This is a genomic window from Pseudomonas sp. PS01303 (assembly GCF_029959385.1).
GTDB lineage: Bacteria > Pseudomonadota > Gammaproteobacteria > Pseudomonadales > Pseudomonadaceae > Aquipseudomonas > Aquipseudomonas rustica.
Map to the genome: position 1 here is coordinate 1 of NZ_JASCPK010000074.1, position 13,662 is coordinate 13,662.

Here is a 13,662-nt window from a genome sequence, read left to right on the forward strand (position 1 = left end):
GGATTTATCCCCGTTGGGCTGCGCAGCGGCCCCAAAAACATTGGGACTGCTGCGCACTCCAGCGGGGATAAATCCCCTCGCCACAGGTACGGTGTTTGATCAGCCAAAACGAAGGCAAAAAAAAGCCAGCAATCATGCTGGCTTGAGATATTCGGTGTAGCTCAGGACGCGTCTGCGGCCATCTCGGCGTCGTGGGCGATCAACGACACCAATGCGTTCTGTTGACGGTGCGACAGCTGGCGGAAGCGTTGCAGCAACTCACGTTCGTGAAGCGACAGCTCAGGGCTGTCCAGGCGCATGCTCAGCTCTTCGCCCAGTGCACCTTCTTGAATAAGGCTCTGTTCAAGGCGCGCGATGATTTCGGAGTTCATGCTGCGATGATGATTGCGAGCCACCTCGGCAATGCGTTCACGCATTCCGTCTGGCAGACGTACGACGAACTTGTCAGCCGTACGGCTGGAATAAATTGCCTGTTTCAATGGGCGCATATATTTAACCGGTTAGTTCAGGGGAGCGGTTCTCGGGAATGGCCGCAGGATGTGTGATAGGACAAGCATCCGGACCAAATGGTTCAACCTGAATTGTTAAGAGGCGCGCATCATGCCTCAAAATTGCCAGTTCATTGGCGTCAATTCTGTGACAAATATTGAGCCGGGTAAAGGCGTAATGCCAGCACCAATTGTCAGAAATGCGGACTGGTTTGAAATCTTTGCCTTCGTCCGAATCACTGGCCGCTTCCTGTTGCACATCAATGGGTGTCCAAAGACCTCAGAACGTGCATGCTATGCGGCTTTCTATCCTTGTTCCTTACCTGTACAGGATAGTGGCAATTTGCCGATTTACTAGGGGCAGACCCGTGCCAGAGGGCATTTTCAGGATGGATGGCAAGCTTATTTATCTGATGGGGCCGTCCGGTTCAGGCAAGGACAGCCTGATCGAGGCCGCACGCGAACCTTTGCTTGCGATGAATTGCGAGATCATTCGCCGAGTGATTACCCGATCAGCGGAGTCTGTGGGTGAGGACGCGGTCGGCGTTACGCCAGAAGAGTTTGAGCGCCGCCAGCAAGCCGGTGACTTCGCGCTGGCCTGGCACGCTAATGGCCTCGCTTACGGCATTCCAGTAGAAATGGATCGGTGGCTTAAAGAAGGGCGAAACGTCTTGGTGAATGGCTCGCGGGCCAACCTGCGTCAAGCGCAGGAGCTGTATCCAACGCTGGTGCCAGTGCTGTTGACGGTGAGGGATGAAGTGTTGCGTGAACGCTTGCTCAAACGAGGTCGTGAGACCCTTGAGCAAATCGATGCGAGGCTGGCGCGCAATGCGCTGTTCAAAGACCGACGAGCCAGCGACACGCCCGTGAATCTGATCGACAACTCCGGCGATCTGGCGACCGCCGTCAATCAATTGCTGGATGTGCTCAATTTCAACGCAGCACCGGGTCAAACTTGATCCGACGCCCGGCCACCAGCGCCAGCACAAACAACACCGCAAACACGCCGCAGCCGATCAGGGGCAGGGTGACCTGGGTGTCCTCGAACAGCGAAAAATGCAAAACGCCACTCAATAAAGCGAGGATCAGAAATCCTGCAGCTGATTTGGACATGCTGTACTCCTGAAGATATTTCAAAAAACCAGACGTTCGGAAACCTGCGCCGGCAAAGCCTGTTCAGCCTCGCTTACAGCTCTTGGGCCGTAGCTGCCCTGATCGCTCAGCACCGCCAGTTGCGGCTGCTTCTGCACTTGCAGGTAATGTGGCATGCGCTGGGCGACCGTCTCATGACTATCCGGGGCGAAGTGAAAGCCCACCAAGACCGCCAATGCGATTGCGTTTGCAACCAAGAGGGTGCTGTTCATGAGGCGGACTCCGATTATTCTTCTATGGAACAGACATAGCACCCGCCGTGCCAACAGTCTAACCGCTGTTAAGTCCTTTAAAAACAAGCATTTGAGAGGGTTTTTCGCAGCGCTTGGGTTGCAATCTGCAATGATGGCATTTTGTGGTAGTGCAAAATGCACGGTAAAACATCCCGCAGCCTTGCAGGGCGCCTGCCTACACTTAAAAAGCCCTACGGATGACATGACAAATCAGGGCCTGGCCGTTACCATGCACGCCGTCCGTCGCGACGCGTCTGCCCGCGACAACTCAGTGTCTCAGTAGCTCAATTGGATAGAGCATCCCCCTCCTAAGGGGAAGGTTGGCCGTTCGAACCGGCCCTGGGACACCATATAATTCAAGGGTTTCGCCGGATTTACCTACCAGATCCGGTTTGCCGTACCAGCAGCGTACCAGCGCCAGCATAAAGAAAGGCCCCGCACTGATTGACCAGGCGGGGCCTTTTTTAATTCTGTCAGGCTGACAGATTTGAATTCCGCGCCACGTTTTGCGAATACTGAAAACGTGGCGCGGATTACTTCCCGGTCTTGCACATAAGCTCTATCCGCCGGCGGCGACTGTCGGGCAGTACGGCGGTGATCTCGTACAGCTTCACGCCTTCCCGTATGCGCCAGCTCGACACCAGGTCATCACGATAGCGAAGGGTAATCTTGTAAATGGTTTGGGCCTGGGGCGCCTGGGCGGCCATGAACTCCTTGCCGCTGATGCTCTCGATATCGACCCATTCCCGACTGACCTCTACCCAGGTGCGAATAAAGCCGCCCAGACTGTCCCGAACGTCTACCGGCTTCTCAATCGACACCGGGTAGCGCAGTTTCCCGGCCTGCATCACACCACACTCATCGAGCGGTACGGCGCCAGTAGTAGCGTGTACGCGGTGCCCTCGGTCAGCGTCCGGTCGCCTTGACGTTCCCGGTTCTCGTATAGATCGCCCACCAGCAGCAGGACAGCGGCCTTGATTGGGGCGGGCATAGTCTCGGGCAAGTCATCGCCTAGGTACATGCTGACGTGCCCCTCGGCAGCCAGGATCAGCGACGTGATGTAGTCGTCTTCAAAGTCTTGATCGACGCGCAGGTGTAGCTTGGCTTCATCCAGGGTCACGGTGGTCATACGAAAAATACCTCGGTGTCGCTATCAAAGGGAGTCTCAGCCACCAGCGAGGCACCGAACGCCATTGCCAGGGCTTGCAGACCGTCAATGCGGCCAGTGCGGCGGCTCTTGTCCAGCTTGCGGTTGCCGCTTGGGTCTTTCACTGCCACAGCATTGGCGGCGCACAGGGTCAAGACTGGGTGGCCACCGTGAGCGAGTCGGCCATTCAGCAGTTCGCCTTCCAGAGCATCGAGCGCCGGCGCCATATCTCGGAAGCCCTGGCCATGTGGCACCAGCGGCAGTTCGAGGCCCAGGCGCTCCAGTTCCTTTTTCAGCACATCGATGCGCCAGCGGTCATACGCGATTGCAGCCACGTCGCAATCGCTCAGTATCTCGGCCAGGTCGAGGGCGACGGCTTCCAGGTCCACGGTGGCGCCTGGCGTGGTGCGTATGAATCCTTGCCGCGCCCACACGTCATACGGCGCACGGTCTTTCCTGGCCCGGTCGAATACTCCTTGCTCGGGCGTCCAGAAGTAGGGGCGAACCTGCCATACGCCCCCGGCCCTGCCGATCAGCACCAGGGCTGTGAGGTCGGTTCTGGCAGACAGGTCGAGGCCGGCGTATACCGGCCCTTCGAATGGCTCCGGCTCGGCATCGCAAAGCGCCCACACGTCTGGGCTGATAAATGGGCTGTCCAGGCTTACGCGCTGATTTAGTAGCAGGTTGCGGGCGGTGTTGCTCATGCTGGGCATCCGCTCGGCCTGTTGCATCTGTTCGCGCAGATCGGTCTCGGAACGGAACAGGCCCAGTGCCGGGTTGGCTGCCTTCCACGCTTCCTCGTCCATCAGGTCGCAGCCCTCGGCGCCAGCGTAGAGCCGGCACACGATACGAGGGTCTTTGCTGATCTTGGCGTCGTCGATCCACTGGCTCAGCAGGTCGGCGTCATTGGCTGCCTGAGTGCTGATGGCGATCAGCAGCGGCGCCTCGTGCGCTCCCTGGCTCGTGGTGATGGCGTCAACAAAGTCAGATTGTGGCCCGCGTATCTGACCAATCTCGTCGAGGATGGCCAGCACGGGAGACAGGCCGTGTGCGGTCTTGCCATCAGCAGCCAGGGCGCGAAACTCGGTGTTCAGGTTCAGCCCCAGCAGACGTTTACCGCTGGGCACGATGCGGACAATCTTGGACAGGGACGGCGACAGTTGCACCATCTTGCTGGCGAGGTTGAATACCAGGGCGGCTTGGTCGCGGCTCATGGCTCCCGACACGAGCTGGCTATTCTGCTTGGCCTCGGGGCCGACCAGGTGCGCCAGCAGCAGGCCGGCGATCAGTCCAGACTTTCCGTTCTTGCGTGCCACGCTCAGAATTGCCCGCCGTGTGCCAGCGGGGTTGTCGTACACGTCGCGCAGGAATTGGCGCTGGAACTCTGCCAGCAGCATAGGCTTGCCCACGTCCGCGCCCTCGGGGGTGACGCAGTATCGCTCGATAAAGGCGATGATCTTTTCGGCGCGGGTCATTGCAGCGTCCCCAGTGTCGGGATCAGATCGTCATCCTCATGTTGGCGCGCTCCACGTTCCAGTGCGGCACCCTTGTGAATGTCCTGGGCCTTGCCCACGGTGGCGATGGTGGCGACCATCAGTTGTCGACCAGTCGCCAGGGCGCGGCGGGTCATCTTGTCCAGCAGGTCGCACGCCGGGTTGATCTTGCCCTCGATCAACATGCCGTCGCGCTCGATGCTCTCCTGCAGGGTTTCCATATCGGCATACGCCCGGGCGAGATTGCCGGCCAGCACCAGGTCGGCGTCGGTCCAGGTATCGCGTGGGCGAGCGGTCACAATGGCATTCCAGAAGGGGCGATCAGACTCGCGCAGCCGGACATGGGCCGGCGGCTGGAGCGGGCCAAGCGCTACGGCCTGGCTGGCTGCTACAGCGGCCTTGGCACTATCAGATCGGGGGCGGCGGTCAGTCGTTTTCATGATTTTCAGGCAGTTAGCGTTAAGAAAGCAGGTCGGGCGCGGTGCGGGGCGGAGTGGTTCCTCGTGATCTTTCGCTCACGCACCGTTCTGGTGCGCTTCGGCCCGCGTTCCAGGGGTGCGCAGGATCGAGCGGGAGGCCGTTCAGGCCGTGGCCCCTTGTCGTGCCCTTGCCCATGTCCTGAGCTGTCTTGATCGAGTGGCAGGAGTGGCACATGCCAGTCAGGTTCTCTCTACGGTTGTCGTCGCCATCGTTGTTGATGTGGTCCACGTCAGTGCTGGCTACATACAGGCCACGGGCCAGGCACCAGCGGCACAGTGGCTCCTCTGCCAGGACACACGCACGCAGGCTCTGCCACGCTGCGCTATTGAGTGGGACTACCCTGGCCTTCGGTTTGTACTTGCTCATTCTTCTTCTCCTTTGCTCTTGCCTTCATTGCCTCCAGTGGGGTTGGGGCCTCCTTGAGGCGGGGCGGCAGGGTCTTGAGTCTTGGTCTCTTTGTCATCGTCGATACCTTCAATGGTTGGCAGGTTCTCAATGCGGCGGGCCTCACTCTTGAGCATCCACCCGGTGCTGATAGCGCTCTCATAGAACTGGGCACGGTTGAGGCTGTCACCACGTAACAGACCCTCCACGTTGAACTCCACAAAGAACGCCGGACTGGTCAGGCACACACGGTTGATGGCCTGCTCCCATGCGACCAGGTGGCGGCGCAGTGTGTGGGTGACGAAGTACCGGCCCAGCTCCACGGCGTTGGAGTAGTTGGCCTCGCGCAGATCACCGATCAGCACAGGCGGTACACGGAACAGGCGGGCCACTTCCTCAACGGACAGGCGGCGTGCCTCGATCCACTCCGCATCCTCCAAGGTCATCGAGACAGTTTTGAATGTGGCGCCCTGGGGCAGTACGCCGGTCTTGCCGTGGTTGGCCACCGACGAATAACCCTCAGACCACGACTCGCGAATCTCCCTGGCCTGTACCTTCGTGGTGCCGGGTTGAGTCTCGATCACACCCGACAACTTGGTGCCCTGTGCAAACATCATGGCGCCGTGGGTACGCTCGGCCAGTGCAAGGCCCACCGTCTCCCTGGCGACCTGAATAGGCGAGCGACCGAGAATGCCGTCATCGCTGTGATAGCGCAGGTGCAAGACTTCATCCGCCAGCAGGCGCTTGGTCCGGCCTTCCTTGTTGGTGGTCTCATAGAGCAATGCCCCGGTGCTGGTGCGCAGGATCGACACGCCGTCAGGGTGCAGGGGCAGAAGGGCTTCCACTCGGCCAGCAGACGACCAAACAATCTCGGCGTAGGCATTACCGCGCAGCAAGATATGGCGCTGCATCTGCTCCCGGAACTCCAGGGCGGTCTGGTAGTGGTTGGGCGCATCATGCAGCAGGCGATACAGCGGGTGGGTCTTGGCCTTCTCCCGTCCGTCCTCGGTGTTGCGGTACACGTCGAGCGGCAGGCTACCCACGGTTTCGCTGATGGCTGCTACAGCGGCATACACGGCACTGATTGACTCGGCGCTGTTCACATTGACCGTCACGCCCGCCACGTTTTGGGCAGTGGCGAAACGGTCGTAATAGGTGTCAAAAGCGGGTGTGTTGTTGCGGGTTTCAAACATCCGGCCAAGCCACTTTTTCATCGGATGCACTCCAGGATTTCCAGATACCGGCGAGCGTTCGCCAGGGCGTGCATGGGCTTGCGGCTGCGCACCGATACGGTGGTGGTCAGATAGACGGGATTGGCGGTAATGGTGATTTCGTGCAGATCGACGGATTGCAAGCTCCGCTGCTCGCCTTCCCATTGCTCAGTGACCGACACAAAGCCAAATGAGCATCCGTCCAGGTCGCCACGCTTGACCAGTTCGGCCACGTCGCGGCCCAGGGTGGTATCTGGTAGGTCCAGCTCAAAGGCCAGGCCCACGTCATCCTCTTTAAGGCGCAGGGTGCCCGCTCCGACACGGCCCAACAGGGCTGAATCGTCATGCTCGTAAATAGCTCGGATACTGGCGGCGGCAGGTCCTGCAAGGGAGCGCGTGAACGCCCCCGGCTGGATAACCTCAGTGAATCCACCAATGGCAGCAGGTTCACCGAAGCGGGCGGCGTAACCGTGCAGCGTCCGGCCCTTTTGCGCGATGCTGAAGGTACGCCGTTCCATGATTAAGCCCCGGTCGCTACGACAAAGCCTTGCGGGTGACGCACTGCCGTATCGAGGGTGGCCATTGCACGAACCTGCACACCGCCTCGGCTGTAGGCCGGTTCGCTGTATGGATTTACCAAGATGTCCACCTCGGACCAGACACCCAGCAGCACCTGGGAGAAGTCGCCCAGGATCAGCTTTTTCTCCGGTACGTTCTTGCTGGTGGTCAGTGGCAGGTCAGCCAGGGTGCCGCCTTGGTACAGGAAGCCGCTACCGGAACCCACGACCTTTTCAGTACCGGCCAACAGGGTGCGGATGGTCGAGGTGGTCAGCCAGCGACCGTTGGCGATTTCCACGTCATCGAGCTTCTGGAGCATCGCCAGCACTTCAAGCCAGGTATCCGGCATGTCGGCGGTTTGGATGCCCAGGGTGTTCAGGATGCCGCGTGGTTCACCAGCAGCGCCGGATCCGTTGATAATGGCGCGGTCGATTTGCTTGGCGATCAGGAACGACAGATCCTCACGCACCAACTGCTCGATGCCGGGCGACGATTGCTGCAAGAGCTGGCGGGACATTTCGGTCTTGCCGCCAACGTGCTTGGGTGTGAGGGTCACGCCGTCGAAAGACATTTGGCCCTCGGGCACCGGCTGGCCTTCGGTGATCCAACCTGTTTCCAGACCGCTACCGAACTTCGGAATGGACACATTGCCCACCAGACCGGACAGGACACGAACACCCAGCGCACGGGCCACCAGGCTTTCACGCAGCGGGCCAATGTAGTCTTGGGCGCGATGGTCGGTGCCGATCAGTTCCGGCGCGGTCACGGTGGTGTTGGCGCGCTTCTCCAGGCTCTTGAATGGAACGAATGCACCCTCGGCTTTACGGCCACTGCGCTTTTCGGCTTCCTTGGCATATTCGCCTTCGGCGCCGTCCAGGCTACGGCCTTCCATCTGGGCTTTCAGAACCTTGACCACGGACACCGAACCGGCCAGGCGGTCGAAGTCAGCAGAAGGGTTTCCCGATACCGGCTCACCGGCAGAACGACGCTCAAGGTCGCCCAGGTATTCGGCACGCTCGACTTGAGCGGCCAGGGTGCGCTCCTCAACCTTGAGGGCGTCGAACTGTGTAATTTCTTCGGCAGACAGGTCGCGGCTCTCCGTCGAGGCTTTGTCCACCAGTAGTTTCATCGCGGCGACTTTGGTGGATCGCTGCTCACGAAGGGCGTTGAGTTTCATGGGGTAATTCCTATGGGATGAGGGTTTCTCAGGGCTCACCATAGGCGGGTTTTACTTGTCAAAACAGTGGCTTATCGTGCGTCAGGCATAGGCTTTGTCTACTTGTGTACGGTAGTGTCTGAGGGTACGAATGGGCCTATATCCTTTCTGACGAACGGTCATCCCAGCAGGTTGTCGATGATGCGATCACAGTCCTGTCGATGATCGGCACGACCGCTGATGCTCAGATACCGCATCACAGCCTTGGCCTCGTCCTTGTGTCGTGGCCGTATCTGCGCCAGCAGCTCAAACACAAACCAGTCACGGGCCGACGCTTCTGGGGCAGGATCACCGGAGTAGCGTTCACATGCATTGCGAAGCCAGTAGAGGCTGTTCCAGTACTCCAGCTCGTAGATGCAGTCGCTCAGGGTGTTTGGCATCAGATCGGGCCTGGCTGTGAACCTGGCGGCAACCTCGGACTTGTCCAGGTCAAAGTGGTCAACAGGCTTCAATCCATCGAGCACCGAAGCGCAGAACACCTCAGCATCGGTCAGGCTGAAAATCCTGTCACCGAAACGCGACCTGGCCTCTGTCTGCCTTCTGAGTTTCTCCACTGACGACTTGGCCAAGCTCTCAAGGTTGCCCAGGTCGAACGACGACAAGGCTGCGAACATGTTGTTTGGGTGCTTGGCCTGGAGCCAGTGGCGGTAGCGTTCCTCAAGCTGCTTGAACGGCGTCTTGATGCGCTTTGCCGCTTCCATCGCCGCCTCGATGTGTCCAGGGTGTCCGGTGCCGATCACCTCGCGAAGCCACAGCAGGGCGTCAACGTCACGATCCCCAGTCACACCTTGCTGCGGTGGTAGCTCTTGCACGGCTGGCGATGTTCCGGCGCTTACCTGCATCGGCGGCAGGCAGAACAGTGCCCGGTGGGCCTCATTGTCCCGAAAGGCACCCGACCGGCTGACGATGGTCTTGACCGTGCCGAGGGGTATGCCGGTGATTTGGGAGACCTCCCGGAACGAGTGACGGCGGCGCAGATCGAGGATGCGGGTTCGCTGATCCTCTGAAACCCCCTGTTTCATTGTGTTCAAGGTGAAACCCCCTGTTTCATGGTTTGGACTTGGTCGCGTTTGAAATCGGGCCAAGTTTGGCTTGATTGAATGGTGCGATTTCAAATCCGACCCTTGCTTGGGGCACTACCCGAAAAGTGCAGTGACCCTTTCGGATTTCAAATCCAGAAGTAATGCCGGATTTCCCGGTATTACCCCGACTCCGCAATTTTGTGGAGTCGGTACATGTGTGATTTTCCCGTATGTAAAACCGGCGAATCACCGGCTTTCCGGGTATTTGGCCTGCCGGTACATACCCGGATTTACGGTGATGTAGATCAGGCTGGACCGTATGCGTCTAGCCACTCATCCACACTCTGCTCCTGGGGTGGCTTAGGGGTATCTATAGGGGTGTAAGGAAAGGTCTTGTAACCTTCCTCCCTTATTACCTTGTTTCCGTAGTTTGAAGCGCCCGTAGTTGGAATCGGCTGTAGCCCTTGTGTTTCTTGGCCTGTAGCCATTTCCTTGTGCCCTGACTTTGTGCCCTCCTTGTGCCCTCCTTGTGCCTTGGTTGTGCCCTCCTTGTGCCCTGAGAGTGCCCGGCTAACCTCGTCTGCGGAGATGGTCAGCGGCTGAAGCGTCTGCACATCAAAGCGGTCATTACTAACCGCGCCAGCCATCAAAACAGTCGATAATTTGCCCATGCATTTGTAGAACCGTTGCAACCGATCGGGCATCTGCAGGCCGGCGCTCAACCAGAACCTGTAGAAATTGCTGCGCTTACCGATACGGAACTGTCCCTTGGGTAGCAGCGCGCCAGCCTTGCCAGTGGCAGTGTTGCGCTGACGTGTCAGATCGGCGTTGAACACGGCGTAGACAGATTGGCCGGACAGCACCGAGACAAATTGAAGCGTGATACCGGCGCTCCGGGTTTTGCCGTAGTGCCCAGTCGAATAGCCTACGTACTCGAATGCATCCAGGCCCACCGACATAAGCACTTCACGGCAAATTCTGGCCCGGTTGGTACTGATCCACTCCGGCGGTACGGGCTTGCCGCTCGCCGGTTGAATGGCGAGCTGCCCACGCTCAATGCTCACCGCGTCTCCACGGCGAAGTAGTTTTGTGGCTAGGCATTCCATTCAGCGGCTCACAGTCAGGCGCAAAGGGGGTGCAAGAAAACTGCACCCCCCTCGCTTGGGGTCAGAGGATTGTCAGGCTGCGCGCTGCGTGCCACACTCTGCCCCGACATTGCCCTTTCCAGTTGTGTCACGACCCTGGCGGCGCTCCAACGCTGCCTGGGCCAACTTCTCCTCCTTCGTTTCCGCTTCCTCGATCACTTCGGTCAGATCCTCGCTACGAGCGCACAGGCTCGATCCTGCCAGCTTCAAACCTTTCATGAGCCCATCCAGGCGATAGCCGTTCAAGAACGGATTACCTTCGTCGCAGGTTTCTTCTGTCAGGTTGTCGCTGACCAGCTCGGCAATGGTGTTCATGAATATGCCGGCGTCCATCATCAGCTCGGCGTCACCTTTTACGACTTGTCTGTTCATTCGGTTCATGCTGGGTTCCCCTCGAAAAATTGGATTACCTGTTCAGCGCTCAGATCGAAGCGCTGTCCTGCTTTGACGAAACACGTCTCCGCATCTACCACCTGGAACCCACCACCACCGTTGATCGGCAGGCGCTTGGTGGACCGGACGGCGATGCAGCCATGACGCACTGCGACCTCCCGTGCTTGCGCTTCAAGGGCGCGTTTTTGCTTGCTCATGAATCACCTCTACTCGGTGAGCGCCAAGGCGGCGCAGTAGCTCCAGATCAACCAGGCGGGTGCTGGCCGGGAGTTGAAGGGTGCCCAAAATTTTCTGGTCACCCCCGATGATGCGGACGCTCACGAGAACAGCCTCATGTACCGATTTCTGAAACCGCAGATCAGTCGTGCATGGGCTGGGTCGAAGAGCTTGAGAAGGAACTCTTCGGGGGCTTCGTGGAGGTCCAATTGTTTCAAGTCGATGATGCTGGTGCCGAGGTCAGACAGACCCTCGATAAGAACTGTCTCCGTTTCAAAATCAACGATGAGTTTGTTCAGCACGGTCGGGTGGAAGCATTCGGCGGTCAGGGCTGGTGGGCGTTTCATCGAACGTTCTCCTTGGCAACTTTGTTGATGTACGCGTCCAAGTTTTTGACCAAGATCAGACGGCGGCGACCGAGCTTGAAGCTCTCGATTTCACCGCGGGCAACGATCTCGTACAGCATCGAGCGGGCTACGCCGATCACACGGGCAGCTTCGTCGATGCCCAGGGCGAGGGCAGGGGTTTGGTGAGGATGGGTCATACTAAATCTCCGGTTTCGTGGTGGCTCGTGCCGCCAGCTGGATCTAGCATATACTGCAAAAAACTAAATGTGCAAGCATTTGCTAAACAGTACCGGATTTGCACGGATTGACAGTTCTCTGCTTGGTGGTCAGAATTCAGTCAAACTGACCAGCAGGAGCGGGAAAGATATGGCCACGAAGACAAGCAAGCGCACAGGCGAGACCGCCACAACCGTAAGTGTCGGGGTTCGGATCGATCCAAAAATAAAGTTTGCACTCGACATCATGGGCCGACTTCAAAAGAGGTCTCTTACAGCGGTGATTGAATGGGCGATTTCCCAAGCTATCGCGCAGCAGGACGTAAAGTTAAACGGCCCAAGCGTATCTGAGTTTCTAGATGATGTCTGGTCAACTGACGAATCTCTCAGATTCATCAATATGTGTTTTGTCGCACCAGAAGTATTAACTTACGATGAGTTGCGCATATGGGACACAATAAAATTCAGCCCATTTTTTTGGGATAGTGAAAACTGCCCGATAAAAAAAAGCTATTTTAACTTCGATGCACTAAGGAACGCATGGGACAGCCTGAGAGCACGGGTTGAAAAGGATAAAAATTCGTCAACTATCAAGCCTTACAGTCCGTTTGATGATGACATCGAGTTCTAAATAAGCTCTACCGCCGCCGCTTTAACGTCTGGCGCTAAGTGGGCATACCTCAGCGTCATTTTTATATCGGTGTGCCCCAACAGATCCCGGACGGTGTTGAGCGGAACGCCCGCCATTACGAGGCGTGACGCGAAGTCGTGACGCATGTCATGCCAGCGAAAGCCTACGATGCACGCATCTTTCAGCAGCTTCAACCAGGCGCTTTTAACGTCCTCCATCCGCCCGCCCTCCAGGCCAGGGAATACAAAGGCTGATTCTCCGCTTTGATCTTTCCATGCCTTCAACGTATTGAAGGTTTCGGCGTTCATTGGTATATGGCGAGTCTCAGAAGTCTTTGCAGTGTCACCTCCGACTGTAATTGTTTTAGTCTGGAAGTTGACCATCGGCCAAGTCAGGCTAAATAGTTCGCCGCGCCTCATTCCAGTATTCAGAGACACCAGTACCATCGGCTTTAAATGGTCGCTGAATACCATTTCTTTAAGGTCCGGGAAAAGGACTTTATTGCGCTCGGTGCGCCACTGGTTTGCACTGTCACGTTCCAGGCATGCGCGATGCTCTCTAACTTCCAGTGCGTTTCTGAGGTTCTTGGCTTCGTCTTTCAACAAGTATCGAACCTGGCCCTTAGTGTCCACCTTCAACGGCTTGATCTTGTCCAGGGGCGAGGAGGGCAGATACTCCCAATCGACCGCCCTGGAGAACACGCCGCTGATCGAGCCCATCTTGCGATTGGCCGTCGAGGGCTTGTTGCCAGCATTGAGCCAGCCGGTGCGCAGTAGCTCCAGATCGCGCCCAGTGATCGCGTCTAAGCGCTGAGGCATGATCGTGTCGAAGTTGTTGTCGAGGTTGTAGAGCGTCTTTTCGTCGCCACGATGGTGTGCGCGGAACCATGGCATGTAAGTGTCGTCGATGAACTGGCGTAGGCTGGGGGTTGCTGACCCCCGTCTATCCCGTGTGACCGCCAGCGGCTCCCCATGCTCGTGAGCGTCCGCGAGGTACCGGGCAGCCTCGGTTCTGGCCTGGGCAAGCGTGAGAGTGCCTACACGGCCCAGGGATCGTTCCCGGTTGCGTGCCCACGAAACCATGTAGGCCATATGGCCGGTTGGCTGTACCCTGATGAAGAAGCCAGGCTGATCGGTATCGAACACCCGATAGTGCTTTTCCTCAGGCTTGAGGCTGTTGATTAGCTTCTGTGTGATCTTGGCTTTCATGTCCGTACCAGCAATGTACCAGCAGAAAGCACAATATCAGCCAGATTGACCGGATACAACCACACGCTAACTGCCTGATTTATAAGGTAAGTGTATGATTGCTAAGGGTTATTTTCTACCCTC

General features: G+C 57.9%; 19 protein-coding genes and 1 tRNA gene. 3 read left to right on the forward strand and 17 right to left on the reverse strand.

All coding sequences use genetic code 11. From position 1 onward, the window contains the following. Positions 1 to 161: 161 nt before the first annotated feature. Positions 162 to 488, reverse strand: a complete 327-nt coding sequence (locus QMX93_RS18945; RefSeq protein WP_003178899.1) for an Arc family DNA-binding protein — start codon at positions 486 to 488, stop codon at positions 162 to 164. A gap of 389 nt (positions 489 to 877) precedes the next feature. Between QMX93_RS18945 and phnN the strand changes: the two genes are divergently transcribed. Next, the gene (phnN, locus tag QMX93_RS18950) at positions 878 to 1,447 is read left to right on the forward strand and encodes a phosphonate metabolism protein/1,5-bisphosphokinase (PRPP-forming) PhnN (protein ID WP_282357643.1); all 570 of its coding nucleotides are present in this window, start codon (positions 878 to 880) and stop codon (positions 1,445 to 1,447) included. On the opposite strand, the gene QMX93_RS18955 is transcribed toward phnN, so the two are convergent. Both QMX93_RS18955 and QMX93_RS18960 read right to left on the reverse strand, forming a co-directional pair. Continuing rightward, positions 1,422 to 1,601: a PA3371 family protein gene (locus QMX93_RS18955; RefSeq protein WP_053122845.1), complete on the reverse strand. Its 180-nt coding sequence runs from the start codon at positions 1,599 to 1,601 to the stop codon at positions 1,422 to 1,424. The genes phnN and QMX93_RS18955 overlap by 26 nt on opposite strands. A gap of 20 nt (positions 1,602 to 1,621) precedes the next feature. Continuing rightward, positions 1,622 to 1,852: a hypothetical protein gene (locus QMX93_RS18960; RefSeq protein WP_282357628.1), complete on the reverse strand. Its 231-nt coding sequence runs from the start codon at positions 1,850 to 1,852 to the stop codon at positions 1,622 to 1,624. Positions 1,853 to 2,146: 294 nt separating this feature from the next. On the opposite strand from QMX93_RS18960, the gene QMX93_RS18965 reads away from it, so the two are divergent. Beyond that, positions 2,147 to 2,223 (forward strand) — tRNA-Arg (locus QMX93_RS18965). Positions 2,224 to 2,406: 183 nt separating this feature from the next. Here the strand turns inward: QMX93_RS18965 and QMX93_RS18970 are convergent. The 13 genes from QMX93_RS18970 to QMX93_RS19030 form a co-directional block, all read right to left on the reverse strand. Continuing rightward, positions 2,407 to 2,721 (reverse strand): phage head closure protein, encoded by a 315-nt coding sequence (locus QMX93_RS18970; protein ID WP_282357629.1) that lies wholly within the window; start codon positions 2,719 to 2,721, stop codon positions 2,407 to 2,409. After that, positions 2,721 to 3,002 (reverse strand): head-tail connector protein, encoded by a 282-nt coding sequence (locus QMX93_RS18975; RefSeq protein ID WP_282357630.1) that lies wholly within the window; start codon positions 3,000 to 3,002, stop codon positions 2,721 to 2,723. Before QMX93_RS18975 ends, QMX93_RS18970 begins: the two co-directional genes overlap by 1 nt. Then, complete coding sequence (locus QMX93_RS18980) at positions 2,999 to 4,495, reverse strand: terminase TerL endonuclease subunit (protein ID WP_282357631.1); 1,497 nt, start codon at positions 4,493 to 4,495, stop codon at positions 2,999 to 3,001. The genes QMX93_RS18975 and QMX93_RS18980 overlap by 4 nt, the downstream gene beginning before the upstream one ends. Further along, positions 4,492 to 4,812 (reverse strand): P27 family phage terminase small subunit, encoded by a 321-nt coding sequence (locus QMX93_RS18985; RefSeq protein WP_244165909.1) that lies wholly within the window; start codon positions 4,810 to 4,812, stop codon positions 4,492 to 4,494. Before QMX93_RS18985 ends, QMX93_RS18980 begins: the two co-directional genes overlap by 4 nt. Before the next feature lie 543 nt (positions 4,813 to 5,355). Next, positions 5,356 to 6,591, reverse strand: a complete 1,236-nt coding sequence (locus QMX93_RS18990) for a phage portal protein (RefSeq protein WP_282357632.1) — start codon at positions 6,589 to 6,591, stop codon at positions 5,356 to 5,358. Beyond that, positions 6,588 to 7,106, reverse strand: a complete 519-nt coding sequence (locus QMX93_RS18995; protein ID WP_071552403.1) for an HK97 family phage prohead protease — start codon at positions 7,104 to 7,106, stop codon at positions 6,588 to 6,590. The genes QMX93_RS18990 and QMX93_RS18995 overlap by 4 nt, the downstream gene beginning before the upstream one ends. Before the next feature lie 2 nt (positions 7,107 to 7,108). Continuing rightward, the gene (locus QMX93_RS19000; protein ID WP_282357633.1) at positions 7,109 to 8,323 is read right to left on the reverse strand and encodes a phage major capsid protein; all 1,215 of its coding nucleotides are present in this window, start codon (positions 8,321 to 8,323) and stop codon (positions 7,109 to 7,111) included. A gap of 158 nt (positions 8,324 to 8,481) precedes the next feature. Further along, complete coding sequence (locus QMX93_RS19005; RefSeq protein WP_282357644.1) at positions 8,482 to 9,384, reverse strand: hypothetical protein; 903 nt, start codon at positions 9,382 to 9,384, stop codon at positions 8,482 to 8,484. Positions 9,385 to 9,689: 305 nt separating this feature from the next. After that, the gene (locus QMX93_RS19010) at positions 9,690 to 10,448 is read right to left on the reverse strand and encodes a hypothetical protein (RefSeq protein ID WP_282357634.1); all 759 of its coding nucleotides are present in this window, start codon (positions 10,446 to 10,448) and stop codon (positions 9,690 to 9,692) included. Between the two features lie 114 nt (positions 10,449 to 10,562). Further along, positions 10,563 to 10,910: a hypothetical protein gene (locus QMX93_RS19015; RefSeq protein WP_282357635.1), complete on the reverse strand. Its 348-nt coding sequence runs from the start codon at positions 10,908 to 10,910 to the stop codon at positions 10,563 to 10,565. Next, positions 10,907 to 11,119: a hypothetical protein gene (locus QMX93_RS19020; protein ID WP_282357636.1), complete on the reverse strand. Its 213-nt coding sequence runs from the start codon at positions 11,117 to 11,119 to the stop codon at positions 10,907 to 10,909. Before QMX93_RS19020 ends, QMX93_RS19015 begins: the two co-directional genes overlap by 4 nt. A gap of 120 nt (positions 11,120 to 11,239) precedes the next feature. Further along, entirely contained in the window at positions 11,240 to 11,485 is a 246-nt protein-coding gene (locus QMX93_RS19025) for a hypothetical protein (RefSeq protein ID WP_169900640.1), read from the reverse strand. Next, entirely contained in the window at positions 11,482 to 11,682 is a 201-nt protein-coding gene (locus QMX93_RS19030) for a helix-turn-helix domain-containing protein (protein ID WP_282357637.1), read from the reverse strand. The genes QMX93_RS19025 and QMX93_RS19030 overlap by 4 nt, the downstream gene beginning before the upstream one ends. 169 nt (positions 11,683 to 11,851) lie before the next feature. Here QMX93_RS19030 and QMX93_RS19035 point away from each other — a divergent pair, with 169 nt between their 5' ends. Next, entirely contained in the window at positions 11,852 to 12,331 is a 480-nt protein-coding gene (locus QMX93_RS19035) for a hypothetical protein (protein ID WP_252144741.1), read from the forward strand. Here the strand turns inward: QMX93_RS19035 and QMX93_RS19040 are convergent. Beyond that, positions 12,328 to 13,539, reverse strand: coding sequence for a tyrosine-type recombinase/integrase (locus QMX93_RS19040; protein ID WP_282357639.1), 1,212 nt, complete (start codon positions 13,537 to 13,539; stop codon positions 12,328 to 12,330). The two genes, QMX93_RS19035 and QMX93_RS19040, sit on opposite strands and share 4 nt — an antisense overlap. Positions 13,540 to 13,662 lie beyond the last annotated feature (123 nt).